18 protein-coding genes are annotated in these 19836 nt (G+C 65.5%); 5 read left to right on the top strand and 13 right to left on the bottom strand.

What is annotated here, in order from left to right:
* Positions 1-32 precede the first annotated feature (32 nt).
* A complete protein-coding gene (ilvD, locus tag ACZ415_RS08420) occupies positions 33-1715 on the bottom strand; it encodes a dihydroxy-acid dehydratase (RefSeq protein WP_344701527.1) in 1683 nt (560 codons plus the stop codon).
* Positions 1716-2075: 360 nt separating this feature from the next.
* Here ilvD and ACZ415_RS08415 point away from each other — a divergent pair, with 360 nt between their 5' ends.
* Entirely contained in the window at positions 2076-3050 is a 975-nt protein-coding gene (locus ACZ415_RS08415; protein ID WP_344701528.1) for a bile acid:sodium symporter family protein, read from the top strand.
* Here ACZ415_RS08415 and ACZ415_RS08410 read toward each other — a convergent pair.
* Positions 3047-4099 (bottom strand): NAD(P)-dependent alcohol dehydrogenase, encoded by a 1053-nt coding sequence (locus tag ACZ415_RS08410; RefSeq protein ID WP_344701529.1) that lies wholly within the window; start codon positions 4097-4099, stop codon positions 3047-3049. The genes ACZ415_RS08415 and ACZ415_RS08410 overlap by 4 nt on opposite strands.
* Before the next feature lie 125 nt (positions 4100-4224).
* Here ACZ415_RS08410 and ACZ415_RS08405 point away from each other — a divergent pair, with 125 nt between their 5' ends.
* From ACZ415_RS08405 to ACZ415_RS08390, 4 genes are all read left to right on the top strand, one after another.
* Positions 4225-4998 (top strand): DUF1499 domain-containing protein, encoded by a 774-nt coding sequence (locus ACZ415_RS08405; RefSeq protein WP_344701530.1) that lies wholly within the window; start codon positions 4225-4227, stop codon positions 4996-4998.
* A gap of 38 nt (positions 4999-5036) precedes the next feature.
* Positions 5037-5450, top strand: coding sequence for an alternative ribosome rescue aminoacyl-tRNA hydrolase ArfB (arfB, locus tag ACZ415_RS08400; protein ID WP_344701531.1), 414 nt, complete (start codon positions 5037-5039; stop codon positions 5448-5450).
* A 42-nt stretch (positions 5451-5492) separates the two neighbouring features.
* Entirely contained in the window at positions 5493-5996 is a 504-nt protein-coding gene (locus tag ACZ415_RS08395) for a methylated-DNA--[protein]-cysteine S-methyltransferase (RefSeq protein ID WP_344701533.1), read from the top strand.
* A gap of 103 nt (positions 5997-6099) precedes the next feature.
* On the top strand, positions 6100-6774 hold the full coding sequence (locus tag ACZ415_RS08390; RefSeq protein ID WP_344701535.1) for a hypothetical protein: 675 nt from the start codon (positions 6100-6102) through the stop codon (positions 6772-6774).
* Between the two features lie 40 nt (positions 6775-6814).
* On the opposite strand, the gene ACZ415_RS08385 is transcribed toward ACZ415_RS08390, so the two are convergent.
* From ACZ415_RS08385 to fabV, 11 genes are all read right to left on the bottom strand, one after another.
* Positions 6815-8224 carry an aspartate ammonia-lyase gene (locus ACZ415_RS08385; protein WP_344701563.1) on the bottom strand — a complete coding sequence of 470 codons (1410 nt, stop codon included), beginning with the start codon at positions 8222-8224 and terminating at the stop codon, positions 6815-6817.
* A gap of 144 nt (positions 8225-8368) precedes the next feature.
* Positions 8369-9493: an RNA-guided endonuclease InsQ/TnpB family protein gene (locus tag ACZ415_RS08380; RefSeq protein ID WP_464387716.1), complete on the bottom strand. Its 1125-nt coding sequence runs from the start codon at positions 9491-9493 to the stop codon at positions 8369-8371.
* A gap of 228 nt (positions 9494-9721) precedes the next feature.
* On the bottom strand, positions 9722-10429 hold the full coding sequence (locus ACZ415_RS08375) for a DUF3581 family protein (protein WP_344701539.1): 708 nt from the start codon (positions 10427-10429) through the stop codon (positions 9722-9724).
* A 111-nt stretch (positions 10430-10540) separates the two neighbouring features.
* A complete protein-coding gene (locus tag ACZ415_RS08370; RefSeq protein WP_344701541.1) occupies positions 10541-11248 on the bottom strand; it encodes a trimeric intracellular cation channel family protein in 708 nt (235 codons plus the stop codon).
* 30 nt (positions 11249-11278) lie between these two features.
* Positions 11279-12655: an N-succinylarginine dihydrolase gene (gene astB, locus ACZ415_RS08365; protein WP_344701543.1), complete on the bottom strand. Its 1377-nt coding sequence runs from the start codon at positions 12653-12655 to the stop codon at positions 11279-11281.
* The gene (astD, locus tag ACZ415_RS08360; protein ID WP_344701544.1) at positions 12652-14124 is read right to left on the bottom strand and encodes a succinylglutamate-semialdehyde dehydrogenase; all 1473 of its coding nucleotides are present in this window, start codon (positions 14122-14124) and stop codon (positions 12652-12654) included. The genes astB and astD overlap by 4 nt, the downstream gene beginning before the upstream one ends.
* Before the next feature lie 40 nt (positions 14125-14164).
* The gene (gene astA / locus ACZ415_RS08355) at positions 14165-15193 is read right to left on the bottom strand and encodes an arginine N-succinyltransferase (RefSeq protein WP_344701546.1); all 1029 of its coding nucleotides are present in this window, start codon (positions 15191-15193) and stop codon (positions 14165-14167) included.
* Entirely contained in the window at positions 15193-16266 is a 1074-nt protein-coding gene (locus ACZ415_RS08350) for an arginine N-succinyltransferase (protein ID WP_344701548.1), read from the bottom strand. The genes astA and ACZ415_RS08350 overlap by 1 nt, the downstream gene beginning before the upstream one ends.
* A 24-nt stretch (positions 16267-16290) precedes the next feature.
* Complete coding sequence (locus ACZ415_RS08345; RefSeq protein ID WP_344701550.1) at positions 16291-17505, bottom strand: aspartate aminotransferase family protein; 1215 nt, start codon at positions 17503-17505, stop codon at positions 16291-16293.
* Positions 17506-17624: 119 nt separating this feature from the next.
* Positions 17625-18602: a GlxA family transcriptional regulator gene (locus tag ACZ415_RS08340; protein ID WP_344701552.1), complete on the bottom strand. Its 978-nt coding sequence runs from the start codon at positions 18600-18602 to the stop codon at positions 17625-17627.
* A gap of 24 nt (positions 18603-18626) precedes the next feature.
* Positions 18627-19826: an enoyl-ACP reductase FabV gene (fabV, locus tag ACZ415_RS08335; RefSeq protein ID WP_344701553.1), complete on the bottom strand. Its 1200-nt coding sequence runs from the start codon at positions 19824-19826 to the stop codon at positions 18627-18629.
* Positions 19827-19836: the final 10 nt, after the last annotated feature.

The following is a 19836-nucleotide window of genomic DNA, read 5'->3' as shown; positions in this document are numbered from 1 at the left end:
GGGCGCCAGCGCGGGACTGACGCCCGAGCGCGTCAGTCCTCGTCGGTCACCGCCCCGGTGCTGGCCGAGCTGACCAGCCTTGCGTACTTGGCCAGCACGCCCTTGGTATAGCGCGGTGCCGGGCGCTGCCAGGCGGCGTGGCGCTGCTCGAGGTCTTCGCCGCCGATGGCCACGTCAATGGTGTTGGCCTCGGCGTCGATGGTGATGATATCGCCGTCTTCCACCAGCGCCAGCGGCCCGCCGTCAAAGGCTTCGGGCGCGACGTGGCCGACCACAAAGCCGTGGCTGCCGCCGGAGAAGCGCCCGTCGGTGATCAGCGCCACGTCGTTGCCCAGCCCCCGGCCCATGATCGCCGAGGTCGGCGTGAGCATTTCGCGCATGCCCGGCCCGCCCTTGGGGCCTTCGTAGCGAATCACCACCACGTCGCCGGCCACCACGGTGCCGTCGTTGATGCCCGCCTGGGCTTCTTCCTCGGAGTTGAACACCCGCGCCGTACCGCGGAAGTGGGTGCCTTCCTTGCCGGTAATCTTGGCCACCGCACCTTCCGGCGCGAGGTTGCCGTAAAGAATCCGCAGGTGGCTTTCCGCCTTCAGCGGCTTGTCCAGCGGCGCGATGATCTCCTGCGCGTCCGGGTAGCCCTCAACGCCTGCAAGGTTTTCCGCCAGGGTCTTGCCGGTGACGGTCAGGCAGTCGCCGTGGAGCAGGCCGGCGTCGAGCAGCAGCTTCATCAGCGGCTGAATGCCGCCGATGGCGACCAGCTCGCTCATCATGTAGTGGCCGCTGGGGCGCAGGTCGGCGACCACCGGCACGCGCTTGCCGATCTCGGTGAAGTCGGAAAGCGCCACGTCCACGCCCACGGTGCGCGCCATGGCGACCAGGTGGAGCACGGCGTTGGTGGAGCCGCCCAGCGCAATGACGATGGTAATGGCGTTTTCAAACGCTGCCCGGGTCATGATGTCGGAGGGCTTGATGTCGCGCTTGAGCAGTTCCAGGACCGCTTCGCCGGCGGCTTCGCAGTCGTCGCGCTTGTCGTTGGACACGGCGTTTTGCGCCGAGCTTCCCGGCAGGCTCATGCCCAGCGCTTCAATCGCCGAGGCCATGGTGTTGGCGGTGTACATGCCGCCGCAGGAGCCGGGCCCGGGAATCGCCGTCTCTTCGATGTTTTTCAGCTCGATGCGGTCGATGTCACCCCGGGAGTGCGCGCCCATGGCCTCGAACACCGAGACGATGTCAGTGTGGTTCTTGCCCGGCAGAATCGTGCCGCCGTAGACGAAGACGCCGGGGCGGTCGAGCCGCGCCAGGCCCATGATGCAGCCGGGCATGTTCTTGTCGCAGCCGCCGATGGCCACCATGCCGTCAAAGCCCTCGCAGCCGGCCACGGTTTCGATGGAATCGGCAATCACCTCGCGAGAGACCAGCGAGTACTTCATGCCCTCGGTGCCGTTGGCAATGCCGTCGGAGATGGTGATGGTGTTGAAAATCACGCCCTTGCCGCCGGCGCGGTCGGCTCCGTCCCGGGCGTGCTCGGCCAGCTCGTTGATGTGGCTGTTGCACGGCGTCACCATGCTCCAGGTCGAGGCCACGCCCACCTGGGGCTTTGTGAAGTCGTCGTCGTTAAAGCCCACCGCGCGCAGCATGGCGCGGCTGGCGGACTTGCCCGGGCCGTCGACGACCTTCGAGGAATGGCGGCGGGAGGCGTCTTGGGTATCAGTCATGTTGGTTATACTCACGGTCGAGTGCGGTCACTTGGGGTAGAGCCTGCCGGATACAGAGCGCACATCTCTGCCGGACGCACACCTCTGCCGGCACAGCAAAGGCTGCAGAAAGGTTACTGGCAACCTGCGCCACCGGCAACAGCTGCCCCGCGGCGCACCGATCGCCGGGCATGAGCCAAAAGCCGCCGGGTAGCGCTGGCCTTCAAGCAGGAAATTTTTTAGGGTGAACGCTCATCCAGTGCATACGCACTGTCTCAAGCGTACCACGCCTACCCGCCCGTTCCGGGCCAGTCAAAGGACCCGCAGGGCTTTGCGCTGCCGGCGCCTGAAACCGCCTGGAACCCAGGAGTCGCTGCCTTTATGCGCCTACGTCTTGACCCTTTCACGCTGGTACTGCTGGCCACCGTTGCGCTGGCGTCCTTCTTCCCTGCCGGCCCGCCCCTTGCCGGCTGGCTGGACCGCGCCGGCGTCGCAGCCGTCGCGCTGCTGTTTTTCCTGCACGGGGCGGCACTCTCGCGCGGCGAAGTGCTCAACGGCGCCATGCACTGGCGGCTGCATCTGGTCATCACCGCGCTTACGTTTATCGTCTTTCCGCTGCTGGTGCTGCCGATTACGCTGCTCGCCCCGGGGCTGATTCCCGAAGACCTGGCGGTGGGCTTTTTGTATCTGGGCGTGCTGCCCTCGGCGGTGTCGTCGTCGATCGCCTTTACCGCCATGGCGCGAGGCAACGTGCCCGCCGCCATCTGCAGCGCGGCGGCGTCCAACGTGTTCGGCATGATGCTCACGCCTTTCCTGCTGATTCTGCTGGTGAGCTCTTCGGGCGGGAGTTTTGCGGTGGCCGACGCCCTGCGCGATATCTTTTTGCAGCTGCTGGTGCCGTTTGCCGCCGGCCAAGCCATGCGCCCGGTGCTGGGCAGGTGGCTCAACCGCCGCAAGACGTTGACCACCCGCTACGACCAGGGCGTGATTGTGCTGATCGTCTACACCGCGTTTTCCCAGTCCGTGGCCGACGGGCTGTGGCAGAAGCTGCCGCTGCTGGCGATTATGGTTGCCATCGGCCTGTGTGCGCTGCTGCTGGCGGCGGTGATCGGGCTGGCACAGATCGTCTCGCGGCGACTGGGCTTTAGCCTTGCCGACGAAACCGCCGTGGTGTTTTGCGGCTCGAAGAAAAGCCTCGCCTCCGGGCTGCCCATGGCCAAGGTGCTGTTCGCGGGCCACCCGGGGTTTGGCATGATCGTGCTGCCGATCATGTGCTACAACCAGATCCAGATTCTGGTCGGCGCGTTTCTCGCCCGGCGCTACGCAAGCCGGATTGAGGCCGCGCGCGCGGACTAGGCGTCAAGCGTCGCCATGTCGATCACAAAGCGGTAGCGCACGTCGCCTTTCTGCATGCGCGCGTAGGCTTCGTTGATGTGTTTGATATCAAGCATTTCCACGTCGCAGGTAATTTTCTGGGCGGCGCAGAAATCCAGCATTTCCTGGGTTTCGGCAATGCCGCCGATCAGCGAGCCGGCCACGGCGCGGCGCTTGCCGATCAGCCGGGCGCCGTGGATGGCCGGCTCAACGGGCTCGATCAGCCCTACCAGAATATGCGTGCCGTCGTACTTGAGCGCGTCCAGGTAGGGGTTGATATCGTGGGCCACGGGCACGGTGTCGAGCATGAAATCAAAGGTCTCGGCCACGGCTTCCATCTGCGCCTCGTCGGTGGACACCACCACGTGGTGGGCGCCGTTGCGCCTGGCCTCTTCCACCTTGGCCTCGGAGCGGGTGAACAGCGTCACTTCCGCGCCCAGCGCCCGGGCCAGCTTCACGCCCATGTGGCCAAGCCCACCCATGCCGATCACGCCGACTTTATGGCCCTTGCCCACGCCGTGATGGCGCAGCGGCGAGTAGGTGGTAATGCCGGCGCAGAGCAGCGGCGCGGCCGAAGCCAGCTCGATGCCCTCGGGCATTGTCAGCACGAAATCTTCCCGGGTGACAATGGCGCTGGAGTAGCCGCCCTGGGTCTTGGTGCCGTCGATGCGGTCGTCGCTGCCGTAGGTCATGGTCACGCCGTTTAAGCAGTACTGCTCCACGCCGTCGTGGCACGCCGCGCAGCTGCCGCAGGAATCCACCATGCAGCCCACGCCCACCGCGTCGCCCACGGCCACGCGGGTGACGTTTTTGCCCACGGCGGTGACCTTGCCGACAATTTCGTGGCCGGGCACGATCGGATAGCGCGTCGAGCCCCAGTCGTTATACGCCACGTGCAGGTCGCTGTGGCACACGCCGCAGTAGTGAATATCAATGGCCACGTCGTCGTCGCGCAGCGCCCGGCGTTCGATGGTCAAAGGCACAAGCGGCGCGTCTTCAGCGTGGGCGGCGTAGGCATGTACCTGGCTCATAGCGTAGTCTCCTGATGAAATAGGCGGCCGTAAATACGGCTGCGTGCAATTCTGGCAGCCGGCTGCCAAGCTGTACATGATTGAACCATCAACTATACAATTCTTCACTTTTACAGGGGGCTTGCATGGCACACCAACCGATTATCCAGCGCGCAAAAAGGCCTCGCTGGCCGCGCCGGCTGGCCTGGCTGAGCGTCGCGCTGCTGCTGGCTTCCGCCGTGCTGATCGCCGCTGCGGGCCCGGCTTACCGCATGGAAATGCTGCCGCTGGGCGATGCCTTTAGCCTTTTGCGCTACGCCACCTACGCCGCGGTGGCCGCCGCCGCGCTGGGGCTTGTGACGCTGATTGCAGCCGCAGTGAAGCGCCGTTTCGGTCCGGGCACTGTCGCCGTGCTGGTGATGGCCGCCGCAGTGGCGCTATTGTACGTACCCTGGCAGCACTGGCAGCGCGCCCAGGCGGTGCCGGCGATTCACGACATCACCACCGATATGACCAACCCGCCGGCGTTTGAGGCCGTGGCGAATGCACGCAGAAAAGCGCCCAACGCCGTGGACTATCCCGGCGCGCGCACCGCCGAGCAGCAGCGCGCCGCCTACCCGGAGATCCAGCCGCTGACGGTGGATGCACCGCCCGGCACGGTCCTTGCCGCCGTTCAAACGGAAATGCAAAATGCCGGCTGGCACATTGCTGATGTGGGGCCGAGGCGCGTCGAAGCCACGGCCACCACCCGCTGGTTCGGCTTCAAGGACGACGTGGTGGTGCGCCTGAGTGAAAAAGACGGCCAAACCCGGGTGGACATGCGCTCGGCCTCAAGGCTTGGCAAAAGCGACGTGGGCACCAACGCCGCCCGGATTCACACCTTTCTTGCATCGCTCAAGGCGCGGCTGCATCCGCGTTGATCAGGCCGGCATCGCGCCAGAACGTGCAAGGAGCTTTTATGCTGCGCATTTCCAACAACGTAACGCTTGCCGACTGGGAAATTCACATTGAGCAGGTGCGCGCCCAGGGCCCCGGCGGGCAGAACGTCAACAAAGTGGCGTCCGCCGTGCACCTGCGCTTTGCTATTCACCGCTCGACGCTGCCGCCCTTCTACAAAGAGCGGCTGCTGGCGCTTTCCGACCAGCGCATCACCCAGGACGGCGTGATCATCATCAAGGCGCAAAAGCACCGCACGCTTGAGCGCAATAAGGAAGACGCCCTGGCGCGCCTGCAAGCGCTGATCCAAAGCGCAGCCGCCGTGCATAAAAAGCGCCGCCCCACGCGCCCCAGCCGCAGTGCCAGGCGCAAGCGCACAGACAACAAAACCCGCCGAGGCCAAACCAAGGCCCTGCGCGGCAAGGTCACCCCCTGAGCCCATACGTTAGCCCATACGTTGCCAACCGAGCCCTAGCCCATGTATCTGGATCATTTCGACCCGCCGGCGGCGTCACCGCTGGGGCGGCTAACCCTGACGGCCGATGCGTCCGGCATTACCCGCGTGGACTTTTCCCGAGGGCTTGCCCGCGCCCTGGCCAATACGCCGCGCTCGCATGTTCTGCTGGAGCGCTGCAAGCAGCAGCTGGCAGAATACTTTGCCGGCACGCGAAGAGAGTTTGACCTGCCGCTGGCCGCAGAGGGTACGGCGTTTCAGCAGGCAGTGTGGCGCCAGCTCCAGGCCATTCCCTACGGCGAGACCCGCACCTACGGCGAGATTGCCGCCGCGCTGGGCAAACCCACCGCCGCCCGGGCGGTGGGCATGGCCAACGGCAAGAATCCGCTGGCCATTATCGTGCCCTGCCATCGCGTAGTGGGCGCGGGCGGCCGGCTGACCGGCTACTCCGGCGGGCTTGCACGCAAGCAGTGGCTGCTGGCCCACGAGGCCGGCCAGGGCGAGGCTGACCGGCTTTTTGGCCGCTAGCGCTCCCCATAGAGCTCCATTAGGGCCCCATGTTTGGCGAGTCCCTGCTCTTGGTCTACCCTGAGGGCTTACGCATTTTCCTGCCACGTATAAAGGGATCGCCATGCACTACACCGAAGCCAAGGAGCACGTTCAGGGTCGTCTTCACGATCTGTTCAGCGACCCCTATGCAGCGTTTGACAACGACAGCCAGGAACGGCTTTTGCATATACGGGTCATGCTTTATCTGCTGGCCTTTTGCCCCATGGAGCGCGGCCTTTTGACCCTGCGCGTGCTCCACGGCTGGGAAAACGGCAACGACGACCCCCAGGCGCTTATCTGTACCGACTACCCGCTGGGCAGCCTTGAGGCGTTCAACGCCGCGGTGGCGGACTTCTACGGCGAACGCAGCGCCACCTCGCACCCGCTGCTCGGCCCGCCGCTGGCCCAGGCCATTGCCACCGCCAGGCGCGGCGGCCAGCCGCTGGACGATGCAATCATCGCGCATCCCGCCAGCTGGCCGGCGTTTGCCCATGGCCTGACGCTGTATACCCTGTTCAAGATGTATCACCGTCTGGTGTACGGCGAAGACGACTTCTATCGCAGCAGCCGGTGCCAGACCGATGCCGGGCTACGTGAAATTCACGAGTTTCATCTGGAAGAAGGCGAGTTTGCCTTTTTGCTGCCCCCGCACAGCGCAGCCGCCCGGGAAGAGACGCGGCTGATTCTCCACGAAAGCCAGCTCAAACCGTTCCAGCAGCTGCTGGAAGATACGACCTCGCTGTTTCACCCTCTCTAGTCCCCGCCTGGCGGCGGCAGCAGGCTTTTTACGCCGCGACCTAGCGCGGCATGACCATGTTTTCCGGGCGCAGCGCCTCGGTCAGAGTGTTGTCGTCCAGCAGGTTTTCTTCGCGCACCAGCTCCAGCACGCCGCGCCCGGTGGTCAGCGCCTTTTGCGCGATGCGCGTGGCGTTGTCGTAGCCGATATACGGATTGAGCGCGGTCACAAGGCCAATGGAGCGCTCGACCAGTTCCCGGCAGTGTGCTTCGTTGGCGGTAATACCGTCCACGCACAGCGTGCCCAGCATATCCATGGCGCGGGTCAGCAGACGAATGGAGTCAAAGATCTTGTAGACGATCAGCGGCTCCATGACGTTAAGCTGCAGCTGGCCGGCCTCGGCGGCAAGACTCAGCGACAGATCGTTGCCGATAACGTCAAACGCCACCTGGTTGACCGCCTCGGGAATCACCGGGTTGACCTTGCCCGGCATGATCGAGCTGCCCGGCTGGCGCGCCGGCAGATTGATCTCGTTAAAGCCGGTACGCGGACCGCTGGAAAGCAGGCGCAGGTCGTTACAGATCTTGGACAGCTTCACCGCCAGCCGCTTGAGCATCCCCGAAAACATGACGAAATCGCCCATGTCCGAGGTGGCCTCGATCAGATCGTGCGCCGGCGCCACGTCGTGCTCGCTGATGGCGGCCAGGCGCTCGACGGCGATTTTTTGATAGCGCGCATCGGTATTGATGCCGGTGCCGATGGCCGTGCCGCCCAGATTGACCGCGCGCAAAAGCATCGGCACCCGGCGCTTGAGGTGATCATGGTCTTCGCCAAGCGTTGTGGCAAAGGCATGAAACTCCTGGCCCAGCGTCATGGGCACGGCGTCCTGCAGCTGGGTGCGCCCCATCTTGAGCACGTCGGCGAACGCATCGCCCTTGCGCGAAAACGACCGGCACAGACCGGAAAGGCTTTCCAGCAGGTCATCGTGGCCAAGCATCAGCCCCAGACGAATCGCCGTTGGGTAGGCATCGTTGGTGGACTGCGCCATGTTGACGTCGTTGTTGGGATGCAGGTGCTGGTAGTCCCCCCGGGCGCGCCCCAGAAATTCCAGCCCTACGTTGGCGATGACTTCGTTGGCGTTCATGTTGGTCGAGGTGCCTGCCCCGCCCTGAATCATGTCGACCACGAACTGGTCGTGGTATTCGCCGTGGATAATCCGCTGGCAGGCGTGCTCGATGGCCTCAAAGCGACGGGTTTCCAGGTTGCCCAGGCGATGGTTGGCGTCGGCGGCGGCCTGCTTGACCATGGCCAGCGCCATAATCAGGCGGGGATGGTGGGAAAGCGACACGCCGCTAAGCGTAAAGTTGTGCACCGCGCGCAGCGTCTGAATGCCGTAATACGCGGATGCCGGCACGTCCAGGTGGCCCAGCAGGTCGGATTCCCGGCGAGTGGCGGCGCTGCCGGCGTGCATATTATTAGATAACGTCATGGCAATGGCCTTCATGTTGATGGCGTCTGACACTCCCCGCCCGCCGCGCACTGCGCCTTGGGCGAGAGTTCCAGGGTCACCCCGAGAACCTTCCTGCTTCAACACGCCTTCACTAGACCGTGACGATTAGGCCACAGCCCCCGATCCAGTCGCTCCACAGGCTACCCCCGCCCGTCCGGCGGTTTCGATATTCCTGGCCGCATTGATATCGCGGTCAATGGCTTGGCCGCAGCCGTCACAGTGCCAGTGGCGCTGCGATAGCGGCAGCTTTTTGATCTTGTGGCCGCAATGGTGGCACGTCTTGCTGCTGGGCAGCCACCGGCTGACCTGAATGAGCTGGCGGCCCGCCCAGTCGGCCTTGTAGGCCAGCTGGCGCAGGAACTCGCCCCAGCCCGCATCGCTGATGGCTTTGGCCAGCGTTTTGTTCTTTAGCATGCCGACAATGTTCAACGTCTCGACGCAGATCACTTGGTTTTCGTTGATCAGCGTTCGAGTGGCCTTGTGCATGGAATCGCGGCGGCAGTCCGCTATCTTGGCGTGCAGACGCGCCACCTTGCGGCGCATTTTGTGGCGGTTGTTCGAGCCTCGCTGCTTTTTGCTCAATCGGCGTTGCAGGTAGGCCAGTTTGGCGGCGTACCGTTTGAGGTAGCGCGGGTTGCCTGACTTTTGCCCCTGGCTGGTGATGAACAGGTCGGTCAGCCCCAGATCAATACCCACGGTGTTAGGAGAGAACGGCAACAGCTCGGGCGTGAATTCGCACAGGCAGCTAATGAAGTAGCGGCCTGCACGGTCGCGTGAAAGGGTGACGCTGGAGGGAGCGCCAGGCAATGGGCGGCTCCAGCGGATCGGTAGCGGTGTTTTCGTTTTGGCGATAGTGATCTCGCCGTCCCGATAGCGGAAGGCAGCCTTGGTCAGCCGGAGGGATTGCCGGCCATTCTTGGCTTTGAAGCGCGGATAGCGCGCCTTGAGCTTGGTGTTGAAGAAGTTATCGAAGGCCGCTTTTTGATCGCGCAGGGCTTGTTGCAGGATCACGCTGGACACGTCCCTCAGCCACGGATATTCCGCCTTGAGGGCCACCAGCCGCTTTTCCGCTGCCGAGTGGGTGAGCGTTTCCCCGCGCTGCTGATACGCTTCGGTGCGATAGGCCAGGGTGTTGTTCCAGACAAAACGCGCGCAGCCAAACGATTGCGCCAGCAAGGCGGCTTGTTCGGGCGTCGGATAAGACCGTTCCTTGTAGGCGCGTTTCTTCATTTTGTATAAATATCAGGTGGTAATGGAACCTTCAACCCCGGCACCGCGTTGCGGTGCGCGCTTTTATCACCGCCCGCATGGGGCGATGCTTTACGCGCTGATGGGTAAAGAAAAAACACAAACCGTTAAGCTATCACAGCGCCAACTTATATAGCCATTGCTTTTCAGCGCCCGATGATCAGGCCGTTCGGGGATGCGCGCGCCGCCGGCGTCCGGCACGCCGGCGCGTCAGGCGGCTTCCCAGGCCGCCTTGAGGCGATAGAACTCGTCCACAATGGCGTCCATTTCCCCGGCGTCGTAGTCGCACAGGCCGCTGACCACCAGCTTTTTCGAGCCCACGCCCAGCGGCTTTCCGGCCGATTCAATGGTAAATTCCAGCAGCGCATCGGCACGCTTGCCCTGAACGTCAAGCGACGAGCGCGCCAGAGACAGCCCCGGCGCAAAACCGTCCAGCCGTTCCAGGGTAAACCCCATGCTGTGGTAGATCACCAGCGGCCGGCGAGGATTGAACATCACGCCGTGGGCTTGCATCAAAGGCTTTAAATAATGCGGAAAGTTCTTGCCCGAAAACGCCACGTAGCAGCGGGTAAAAGCATCCACCGCTTCCGCTTCAAAGGTGGTCTCGCCGCTGCGCACCACTTCCAGATAGCACCTTCCGGCGTCGTCGATAACGTGAATATCGCCGCTGGCCGACGGGCGAAACGTCAGCGGCGTGTCCGCCCCCACCATGCTGAGAAAATAAAACTCCATGTGCTGGGAAAGCCCGAAGCGCTCCAGCACCAGCGCAAACAGCAGGTCACCGGGCACACAAAAGCGGCGTGCATCAGGGTTGTGGATCGGATTGTAATCACCGGCCACGCCCTTGGCGAAGCGGCTGGCCTGCTCGGCGGAGATAACGACGGTATCACCGCGCTGCGTGTAAAAATCCTTGAACATGGCGTTCGCTGCCTGCCTGGTGTTGTCATTGAAAGTCTGTCGCTACCAACGCCGCGCATAATGCCACAAAACACCGGCCAACAGCAGCGACTTTCCGCGAAAGCGGCGGGGTCAACGGCGCTTGCGCTGACGCTGAATCATTCGCACCCGCTCTTTGGCCTTTTGCGCTGCCGCCCGGCCCTCCTCCGCTGGCCTGGTCGGTATGGTCACCCAGGCAAACACCGGCAGCGCCAGCCCCCAGTAAATGGCGGCCAGCCGCAGGCCCAGAGTGGCGGCAAGCGAGGCGCCGATGGTCAGCACCGTGGGGGCGCCCAGGCTATACAGCACCACATAGGCCACGCCGCCGGCAAACGCCGCGGTGGCGTAGATCTCTTCGCGCAGCACCATCGGCACGCGCCGGGCCAGCACATCGCGGATCATGCCGCCGGCGACTCCGGTCATCATGCCCATCAGCGTGGCGACCTCGCCGGTATAGCCCAGCGCCAGCGCCTTGTGGCTGCCAAGCGCGGTGAAGATCGCAAGCCCGAAGGCATCGGCCACCGGCATGAACCCGCGCGACAGCCGATGAATATAGTGAAAGCCGACCAGAGAAAGCGCCACCGTGGCCACGATCACCCATAGATACGTCGGGTCGTCCACCCAGAATACCGGACGCACGCCCAGCACCAGATCGCGCAGCGTACCGCCGCCGATGCCGGTCACCGCGGCCAAAACCAGCATGCCTACCGGGTCCATGCGCTTGCGACACGCCAGCACCACCCCGGAAAGCGCAAAGACAATCACCCCGGCCAGATCCAGCCAGTACACCAGTTGGCTCACGCGTTGTACTCCTTGATGCCCGTTGCCCGCTCAGCCGCTGCGCTGAAACGGATAGATCGCGCCCAGCTGCAGAAGGGTCGTCAGCTCGTCCAGCGCGGTAAGCGACTCCGCCACCAGCTGCGGATCGGCCAGATCCTCCGGCGCTAAACGGTCGCGATAGTGGCGTTTGACCCAGCCGGCAAGCGCGGCATAAAGCTCGTCGGTCATCAAAACACGGCCGGACAGCGCGGCGCACTCGGCGCCGCTGAGCGCTACCCGCAGGCGCAAACAGGCCGGGCCGCCGCCGTTTTGCATGCTTTGCTTGACGTCTTTGACGATAACCTCGCCGATGGGATTGGCGCCGGCCAGGACCAAATCCTGCAGCGTGCGCCACACGGCTTCATGGTGCTGGCACTCGCCGGGCACGACCAGCGTCATGCTGCCGTCGGGATTGCTCAGCAGCTGGGAGTTGAACAGGTAGGTCGCCACGGCGGCGTCGAGGCTTACTGCCTCTGCCGGCACGCGCACGGGGATCAGCGGCTCGGGCATTTTCGCCCGCAGCGCGTCAAGCACGGCCTGCTCGTCGGCAAAAGCATACTCGTGATAGAGCAGCACCGGGCCGTTACCCACCGCGATCACGTCGTTGTGAAACACCCCGGCATCAATGGCGTCCGGGTGCTGGCGGGCAAACACCGTCTGCGCTTCATTCAGGCCGTGCTGGCGGGCCACGGCTTCGCTGGCCTCCCGGGTTTGCCGGGCGGTAAAGCGTGCCGGCGCCGGCTCCAGGCCGAAGGCGTCACGCCCGTAAACGAACAGATGCACCCCGGGCGCGCCGTAGTCGGCGCCGAGCCGGGTATGGTTGGCCGCGCCTTCATCGGCCAGCGCCGGGGTGGCCGGCAGCGGCGCATGGTGGGCGAAATGCGCCGGATCGGCAAATATGGCGCGCAGCATACGCCCGGTGGTGGCCGGCTCCAGGCAGCGGTGCAGGCCGGACTGCAGGTTGGCCGGCGTGAAATGTACCCGCCCGTCCCGGGCGTCTGCGCTTGGCGTCACCGTGGCGGCGTTGGCCGTCCACATGCTGGAGGCCGAGCACGCCGCGCGCAGCATGGCCGGTGCCCGCTGCGCGGCGGCGGCCAGCACGTCAGCGTCGCTGCCGGCAAAGCCCAGCCGGCGCAGAAAGGCCGTATCCGGGCGCTGCTGGGGCGGCAACACGCCCTGGGCGTAGCCGGCTCGGTACAGCGCGTGCATTTTCTCAAGCCCCTGCAGCGCGGCCTCCCGCGGGTTGGCCACCCATCCCGCGTGGCGCCTTGAGGCCACGTTGCCCGCCGCCAGCCCCGAATAGTTGTGGGTGGGGCCGACCAGGCCGTCAAAATTCACTTCGCAGACGTTAACCCCGACGGCGCTGTCGCTATCTCGCGCGCTGATCATAGCCTCACCCCCGGCGGCAGCTGCTCGGGCAGCGCCAGGGTCTCGGTTTCCATGGAGGCCACCGGGTAGGCGCAGTAGTCCGCGGCGTAGTAGGCGCTGGGGCGGTGGTTGCCGCTGTCGCCCACGCCGCCGAAAGGCGCATCCCCCGAGGCGCCGGTGGTCTGGCGGTTCCAGTTGACGATGCCGGCGCGAATGCGCAGCAGAAAATCGTCCCAGTCGGCCTGCTCGCCGCCGATCAGCCCGGCGGAAAGCCCGTAGCGGGTGTTGTTGGCCAGGCGAATGGCCTCGTCCCAGCCGGCATAGCGCTGCACGGTGAGCAGCGGGCCGAAGTGCTCCTCGTCGGGCACGTCAAGCCCGGTGACGTCAAGAAGGCCGGGGCTCAAAAGGCTGGTACCGTCGGCCAGGCGCTCCATGCGCCGGAGCACCGTAGCACCTTTAGCTTCCAGCGCCTGCTGGGCCTCCAGCAGGCCGTCGGCGGCAGCAGCGCTGACCAGGCCGGCGTAAAACGGCGGGTTGGCCTCGTCGAAGGGCTCGGCCACGCGCAGCTTGCCCGCGGCGTCCACCAGCGCCTCGACCAGCCGGTCGCCCACTTCGCCTTCGGGCACCAGCAGGCGCCGAGCGCAGGTGCAGCGCTGGCCGCCGGAGGCAAACGCCGACTGCAGAATCGTCAGCACCGCGGCGCGCTGGTCGGGCACGCTTTTCACCACCAGCGGGTTGTTGCCGCCAAGCTCCAGCGCCAGAATCTTGCCCGGCTGGCCGGCAAACTGGCGGTGCAGCATGCGGCCCACCGCCGCACTGCCGGTAAACAAAAGCCCGTCGATGGCCGGGTCACCGGCCAGCGCCTGGCCTACCGGCGCCCCGCCCTGCACCAGGTTGATCACGCCGTCGGGCAGGCCGGCCTCAAGCCAGCACTGCAGGGTCAAGTCCGCGGTGAGCGGGGCCTGCTCGCTGGGCTTGAACACCACGGTATTGCCCGCCAACAGCGCCGGGACGATATGGCCGTTGGGCAGGTGCCCGGGGAAGTTGTACGGGCCGAAAACGGCCATGACCCCGTGAGGGCGATGGCGCAGCACCGCCCGGGCCTCGCCTGCGGGTTTTTCGCGCTCGCCGGTGCGCTCGGCATAGGCTTGAAGCGACAGCCCCACCTTGCCGATCATCGCCCCGACCTCGGTGCGCGCCTCCCACAGCGGCTTGCCGGTTTCGCTGGCAACGGCGACGGCAAGCACCTCCTTGCGCGCGTTGAGCACTTCGGCGAAGCGCTCGGCCAGCGCCTGGCGCTCGGCAAAGGGCGTTTTGGCCCAGCCGGCGAAGGCGTTTCGGGCCGCGCTCACCGCCGTCGCGACCTGAGCGTCGTCGGCGGCGGCGCCCTGCCACAGCGGCCCGCCGGAAACGCCGTCGTGTTTGGCAAACGTCGGCGCGGCGCCGTCGATCCATGCCCCGTTGATCAGCTGCTGCTGCGTGGCGTGCATATCCGTCTCCCTTGGCCGTAAGCGGCTCAGTGTATCAGCGTCAGGTTTGCAGCAGGCGCAGGGTGTCGCCTGCGCCAACGTTTAGCCGCCGGGCTTCGGCGGGGGTCAGCACAACGTGCTCGGCGCCGGGAGCGCGGCCGATCCAGGCGGCGGTAAAGCCCTGCAGCGCGGTGGTGGCCGCCAGCCAGCGGCCGGTGCTTTCCTGCTCGGCGCCGGCGTCTACCTCAACGCCATAGCGCCTTGAGTCGCGCACCGCGCGCACGTCGTCAATGTAGGCCTCTACCGTGGGGCCGCCGTCGAAGATATCGATGTAGCCTTCCCAGCGCAGCCCTTCTTTTTCCAGCATTGCAAGCGCCGGGCGGGTATCCCGGTGCACCTGGCCGATGCAGGCGCGCGCCGCTTCGGGCATGAAGGTGGTGTAGATGGGAAAGCGCGGCATCAGCTCGCCGATAAAGCTTTTCTGGCCAAGCCCGGTCAGGCGGTCGGCCTCGTCAAAGTCCATGGGAAAAAAGTGCCGGCCCAGGCTTTCCCAGAACGGGCTTTTGTTGTCGTCGTTGAAAAGCCCGCGCATTTCCGCCAATACCTTGTCGGGAAAACGCTCGCGAAACTCGGCGATAAACAGCCAGCGCGCCTTGGACAAAAGCGCACCGCAGCGCAGGTGGCGGTTGGCCTCGCCGCGGTATTCCGGGCGCACGAACAGCGAGCAGACCTCGGCGTTGCCGGTGTGATCCGAGCTTAAAAACAGCGTGTCCAGCGTGCGGTGCAGATCCAGCTGTACCGACGAGTGCGCAAGCGTGCCCAGCCGATAGTGATAAAACGGCACGTCGTGGCCGACCTGCCCTTCAATGGCGCAGCAGCCGGCCAGCTCGCCGCCCACTTCGTCTTCGAGGACAAAAAAGTAAAGCTGGCTTTCTCGGCCCCGGCCCGCGTCAAGAGCGTTCACCGCCGACTCGATCTTGCCGGCAAGGAACTCGCGGTTGTCCGGCAGCGAGGTAAAGCCCACCCCGGCCTGCTGCGCAAGCGCCTGCAGCTCGTCCAGATCGCCGCGGGCAATAGGTCGAATGCGCATTACATTTCTCCTTCGTCGAGCCGGTCTTCGGCGGCAGGCAGTGAAAGCGGTGCCGCCAGCACGGCGCGGCCCTTCTCCACGCCCAGCGCCTCGGCCTGCTCGGCGGTGAGCATCAGCTGGCCGGTGGGCGAGCGCGCATAGCGCGCCACCACGCAGCGAAAGCCGGTGCGCTGCTGGTTGGCCACCAGCGCCGGCTCGGCGGCGGGCAGGGCGTGCTCGGGGCGAATACGCACCGGATGCCAGGCCGCCCGGCGCACGGTGGCAAGCCCGCTGCGATCGGCTTTGATCACCGGGCCGGCATCGAAGATATCCACATGGCGCGAACGCGCAAAGCCTTCGGCAAGCATTTCGTTCAGCGCCGGCTCATGGGCCCGGTGCTCGCGGCCGATGGCCGCCCGCGCCGCCGGGGTCAGCAGCGGCAGATACAGCGGAAACTGCGGCATCACCTCGGCGATGAAACTTTTTGAGCGCAGCCCGGCAATGCGATTGATGTCCTGGTAGCTGCGAGCAAAAAAATGCCGGCCCACGCTTTCCCAAAACGGTGATGCACCGCCGGCTTCCAGATGCCCGGGAAAGGCCACTGCCAGCACGTCGGCAAAGCGCTCGGGATACTGGGCCACAAACATCAGCCGGGCCCGGCGCAGCAGGCTCTCGGCGCTGGTGCCCTGATATCGCGGATGGACCGACATGGCGCACAGCAGCGTGGCGTCAGACACCTCGTGGGACAGCGCCAGCGTCTGCACTTCCCGGCGCACGTTAAGCTGCTGGGAGGCGTGAATCAGGGTTTCCTGACGGTAGGTGTAATAGGCTTCGCGTGCGCCGGCCCGGGCCCGCACGGTGGCGGTACCCAGCACACGCTCGGCGGCGTCGGCTGCGGTGTTGACCAGCACGAAGGTATATTGCTCGTCGCCGGGGTAGTCCACCTCGTCGTTGAACGCGGCCTGGGAGCGCGCCACGCGCTGCTCCAGGCGCTCGCGGTTGGCCGGCAGGTTGGTCAGCGGCGGCACGGCCTGGCGCGCCAGCGCTTCCAGCGCGGGCAGGTCCGCAGGCTCTACGGGTCGAATGATCAGCATCGCCAGCTCCTTTTGGCGGGGGCCTCAGCCCTTGGCAACCAGGCGTTCAACGGCGCGTTCAAGCCGGGCCATGCCTTCGTCGATATCGGCCTCGGGCATCACCAGCGACGGCGCCAGGCGCAGCACGTCGGGCCCGGCGATCAGCGCCATGGCGCCTTCTTCGATCGCCAGCGGCAGAAGTTCCTTCGCTCGCCCGGCCCAGGCCTCGGCCATCTGCGCGCCCATCAGCAGGCCCAGCCCGCGAATGTCGCTGAATACGCCGTGTTTGGCGTTGATCCGCTCCAGGTGGCCGCGCAGACGGTCGTGGCGCTTTTGCACGCCGGCAAGCACCTCGGGGGTATCAATAACCTCCAGCGCCGCCAGCGCCACGGCGGATGCCAGCGGGTTGCCGCCGTAGGTCGAGCCGTGGGTGCCGATCACCAGCGAGCGGGCCACGCTGTCGGTGGCGAGCACAGCACCCATGGGAAAACCGCCGCCCAGCGCCTTGGCGCTTGTCAGAATGTCCGGCGTCACGCCGTAGTGCTGGTAGGCGTAGAGCTTGCCGGTGCGGCCCACGCCGGTTTGCACTTCGTCGAAGACCAAAAGCGCGTCGTGCTCATCGCACAGATCGCGTAGGCCCTGGAGAAAGTCAGGGTCGGCGGGAATCAGCCCGCCTTCGCCCTGCATGGGCTCGACCATGATCGCGCAGGTATCATCGCCCATCAGCCGGCGCACGCTGTCCAGATCGTTGTACTCGGCATGGAGAATGCCGCCCGGTACCGGGCCGAAGCCCTGGGAATACTTGGGCTGGCCGCCGACGCTGACGGTAAAGAAGGTACGCCCGTGAAACGACTGAGAAAACGAGATGATCTTGTCTTTGTGCTCGCCGTGATGATCCACCGCGTAGCGCCGGGCCAGCTTGAGCGCGGCTTCGTTGGCCTCGCCGCCCGATGAGCACAGAAACACCTTGTCAGCGAAGGTGCGCTCCACCAGGCGTTTGGCCAGTTTGAGCGCCGGCTCGTTGGTGAACACGTTGGACAGATGCCAAAGCGTCTCGCCCTGGGACTTGAGCGCCTCGACCAGCACCGGATGGCAGTGCCCCAGCGCGTTGACGGCAATGCCGCCGGCAAAATCAATGTACTCGCGACCGTTTTGATCCCACAGGCGGCTGCCCTCGCCGCGCACCGGAATCACCGGCTGGGGCGCGTAGTTGGGCATCATGTACTGGTCGAAATCGTGCCGGGTCGGGGTAGCGCTCATGGATGTCTCTCCGCTGGTATCGGCGTGGGCCATAAAAAAAGGCAGTGAAAGGGAGTATACGGTGCGCAGCGGCCACCCTGCTTTCAGCAATGTGACGTTAAGTTGCCAAAAGCGCGCAGCTAGAGCAGACGCTCCTCGCGCGGGGCAAGGCCAAAACGCTGACGGTAGGCGGTGGAAAAATGCGCCCCGGATGAAAAGCCCGTGGCCAGGGCGATATCGCCCACCGGGGCGCGGCCCTGGCGCAGCAGGCGGCGCGCCTGCTGCAGGCGCAGATCCAGATAGTAGCGGCTGGGCACCGTCTGCAGATGTTTTTTGAACAAACGCTCCAGCTGCCGGCGGGAAATACCCAGGTGCTCGGCCAGCTCCAGGGTGGAAAGCGGCTCTTCGACGTTGGCCGCCATCAGCGCCACGGCGTCGCGCAGGCTTTGCGGGGCATGGCCGATACCGTTTTGCCGCGGTACGTACTGCGGCTCGCCGGCCGGGCGAATGCGCTCGCAGGCCAGATGCTCGGCGGCCCGGCCGGCAAGGTCAGCGCCGTGGGTCAGGGCGATAAGCTTCAGCATCATGTCCAGCGCGGCGGTGCCGGCGCCGCAGGTCAGCCGCTCGCGGTCCAGCGCGTAGAGCTGGCGCGACAGCGTTACCTCGGGGTAGGCCTGGGCAAAGGCGTCAAAGCGCGGCCAGGGCAGCGTTACGCGATAGCCCTCCAGCAGCCCGCAGCGCGCCAGCACTTCGGTGCCGCCGGCAATGCCGCCCAGCACCACACGGCGGCTGTCCAGGCGGCGCAGCCAGTCGTTCAGCCGGGCCGGCAGCGGGTAGGAAAGCGGCGTCGGCGCGCACACAAGCAGCAGGTCGATCTCGTCCGGGGACGTTTCCGCCCCGTCGGCGACGCTCAGCGCCAGCGGCCCGGCACTGCGCACGCCGGCGGCTTCAAGCCCCAGCGTGCAAGTGGCGTAAAGCATACGCCCGCTGAGCTGGTTGGCCAGCTGCAGCGGCTCAAGCGCGCAGGCATGGGCCAGCAGCGAGAAACCGGGAAGCAGCAAAAATGCGACCCGGCAGCGGGTATCGGCCGGCAAGGCAACCAGGGGGCAATCAGCCATGACGCGTCGCGCCGTCGAGAGCGCCTAGAGGTTGACCACGTCGAACTCGGCCACCGGGCTTACGTCAGCGTCGTAGTCCACGTCGCTGCGCTCAAAGCCGAACAGCTTCAAGAACTCGTGCTTGTAGCCGGAGTAGTCGGTGATCTCGAACAGGTTGTCGGTGGTCACTTCCGGCCACAGCGCCTTGCACGACTGCTGCACGTCGTCACGCAGCTCCCAGTCGTCCAGCCGCAGCCGGCCCTGCTCGTCGGTTTCCACGGCGCCGTCGGCGTACAGGCGCTCGGCGAACAGACGGTTGAGCTGGTCGATGGTGCCTTCGTGAAGCCCTTCTTCTTTCATGATGCGATAGACCATGGCGATGTAGAGCGGCATCACCGGAATCGCCGCACTTGCCTGGGTCACCACGGACTTGAGCACCGCGACGTTGGCGCCCCCGCCGTGCTGGCGCAGGCGCTTGTCGATCTCGCCGGCGGCGCGGTCCAGGTCTTCCTTGGCGCGGCCCAGCGCCCCGTGCCAGTAGATCGGCCAGGTGATTTCGGTGCCGATGTAGCTAAAGGCCACGCTTTTGGCGCCTTCGGCCAGCACGCCGGCCTCGTCCAGCGCCTTGATCCAAAGCTCCCAGTCTTCGCCGCCCATCACGTCCACGGTGTCGTCGATTTCCTGCTGAGTGGCAGGCTCAACTTCGGTTTCGATGATCGCGTCTTTGTTGGTATCGATCGCCGTGGCGCGGTAGACCTCGCCGATGGGCTTGAGCGCCGAGCGCTTGACCTCGCCGCTGTCGGGCAGCTTGCGCACCGGGGACGCCAGCGAATACACCACCAGATCCACCTCGCCCAGGTCCTGCTTGATCAGCTCGATGGCCTTTTCCCGGGCCTCGTGGGAGAAAGCATCGCCGTTGATGGCTTTGCTGTAGAGCCCTTCCTGCTTGGCGAACTTGTCAAACGCCGCGGCGTTGTACCAGCCGGCGGTGCCCGGGCGCTTCTCGGTGCCGGGCTTTTCAAAGAACACGCCCAGGGTATCGGCGCCGTAGCCAAAGGCCGCGGTAATGCGCGCGGCCAGGCCGTAGCCGCTGGACGCGCCGACCACCAGCACCTTTTTCGGCCCCCGGCGCTTGTCCAGCCCGCGTGCGCGGGTGGCTTCGATCTGCTCGCGCACGTTGTGCTCGCAGCCTTGGGGATGGGTCGTTGTGCAGATAAAACCGCGCACCTTGGGCTTGATAATCACGTAGCACCTC

Source organism: Halomonas cibimaris (assembly GCF_055379665.1).
The sequence above is the reverse complement of the archived record's forward strand: the minus strand, read 5'-3'. Positions and strand labels throughout refer to the sequence as shown.

Bases quoted from the DNA above. Each gene is read 5' to 3' on its own strand.
- ilvD (WP_344701527.1), bottom strand. From the start codon at position 1,715: ATGACTGATACCCAAGACGCCTCCCGCCGCCATTCCTCGAAGGTCGTC.
- ACZ415_RS08415 (WP_344701528.1), top strand. From the start codon at position 2,076: ATGCGCCTACGTCTTGACCCTTTCACGCTGGTACTGCTGGCCACCGTT.
- ACZ415_RS08410 (WP_344701529.1), bottom strand. From the start codon at position 4,099: ATGAGCCAGGTACATGCCTACGCCGCCCACGCTGAAGACGCGCCGCTT.
- ACZ415_RS08405 (WP_344701530.1), top strand. From the start codon at position 4,225: ATGGCACACCAACCGATTATCCAGCGCGCAAAAAGGCCTCGCTGGCCG.
- arfB (WP_344701531.1), top strand. From the start codon at position 5,037: ATGCTGCGCATTTCCAACAACGTAACGCTTGCCGACTGGGAAATTCAC.
- ACZ415_RS08395 (WP_344701533.1), top strand. From the start codon at position 5,493: ATGTATCTGGATCATTTCGACCCGCCGGCGGCGTCACCGCTGGGGCGG.
- ACZ415_RS08390 (WP_344701535.1), top strand. From the start codon at position 6,100: ATGCACTACACCGAAGCCAAGGAGCACGTTCAGGGTCGTCTTCACGAT.
- ACZ415_RS08385 (WP_344701563.1), bottom strand. From the start codon at position 8,224: ATGCACGCCGGCAGCGCCGCCACTCGCCGGGAATCCGACCTGCTGGGC.
- ACZ415_RS08380 (WP_464387716.1), bottom strand. From the start codon at position 9,493: ATGAAGAAACGCGCCTACAAGGAACGGTCTTATCCGACGCCCGAACAA.
- ACZ415_RS08375 (WP_344701539.1), bottom strand. From the start codon at position 10,429: ATGTTCAAGGATTTTTACACGCAGCGCGGTGATACCGTCGTTATCTCC.
- astB (WP_344701543.1), bottom strand. From the start codon at position 12,655: ATGATCAGCGCGCGAGATAGCGACAGCGCCGTCGGGGTTAACGTCTGC.
- astD (WP_344701544.1), bottom strand. From the start codon at position 14,124: ATGCACGCCACGCAGCAGCAGCTGATCAACGGGGCATGGATCGACGGC.
- astA (WP_344701546.1), bottom strand. From the start codon at position 15,193: ATGCGCATTCGACCTATTGCCCGCGGCGATCTGGACGAGCTGCAGGCG.
- ACZ415_RS08350 (WP_344701548.1), bottom strand. From the start codon at position 16,266: ATGCTGATCATTCGACCCGTAGAGCCTGCGGACCTGCCCGCGCTGGAA.
- ACZ415_RS08345 (WP_344701550.1), bottom strand. From the start codon at position 17,505: ATGAGCGCTACCCCGACCCGGCACGATTTCGACCAGTACATGATGCCC.
- ACZ415_RS08340 (WP_344701552.1), bottom strand. From the start codon at position 18,602: ATGGCTGATTGCCCCCTGGTTGCCTTGCCGGCCGATACCCGCTGCCGG.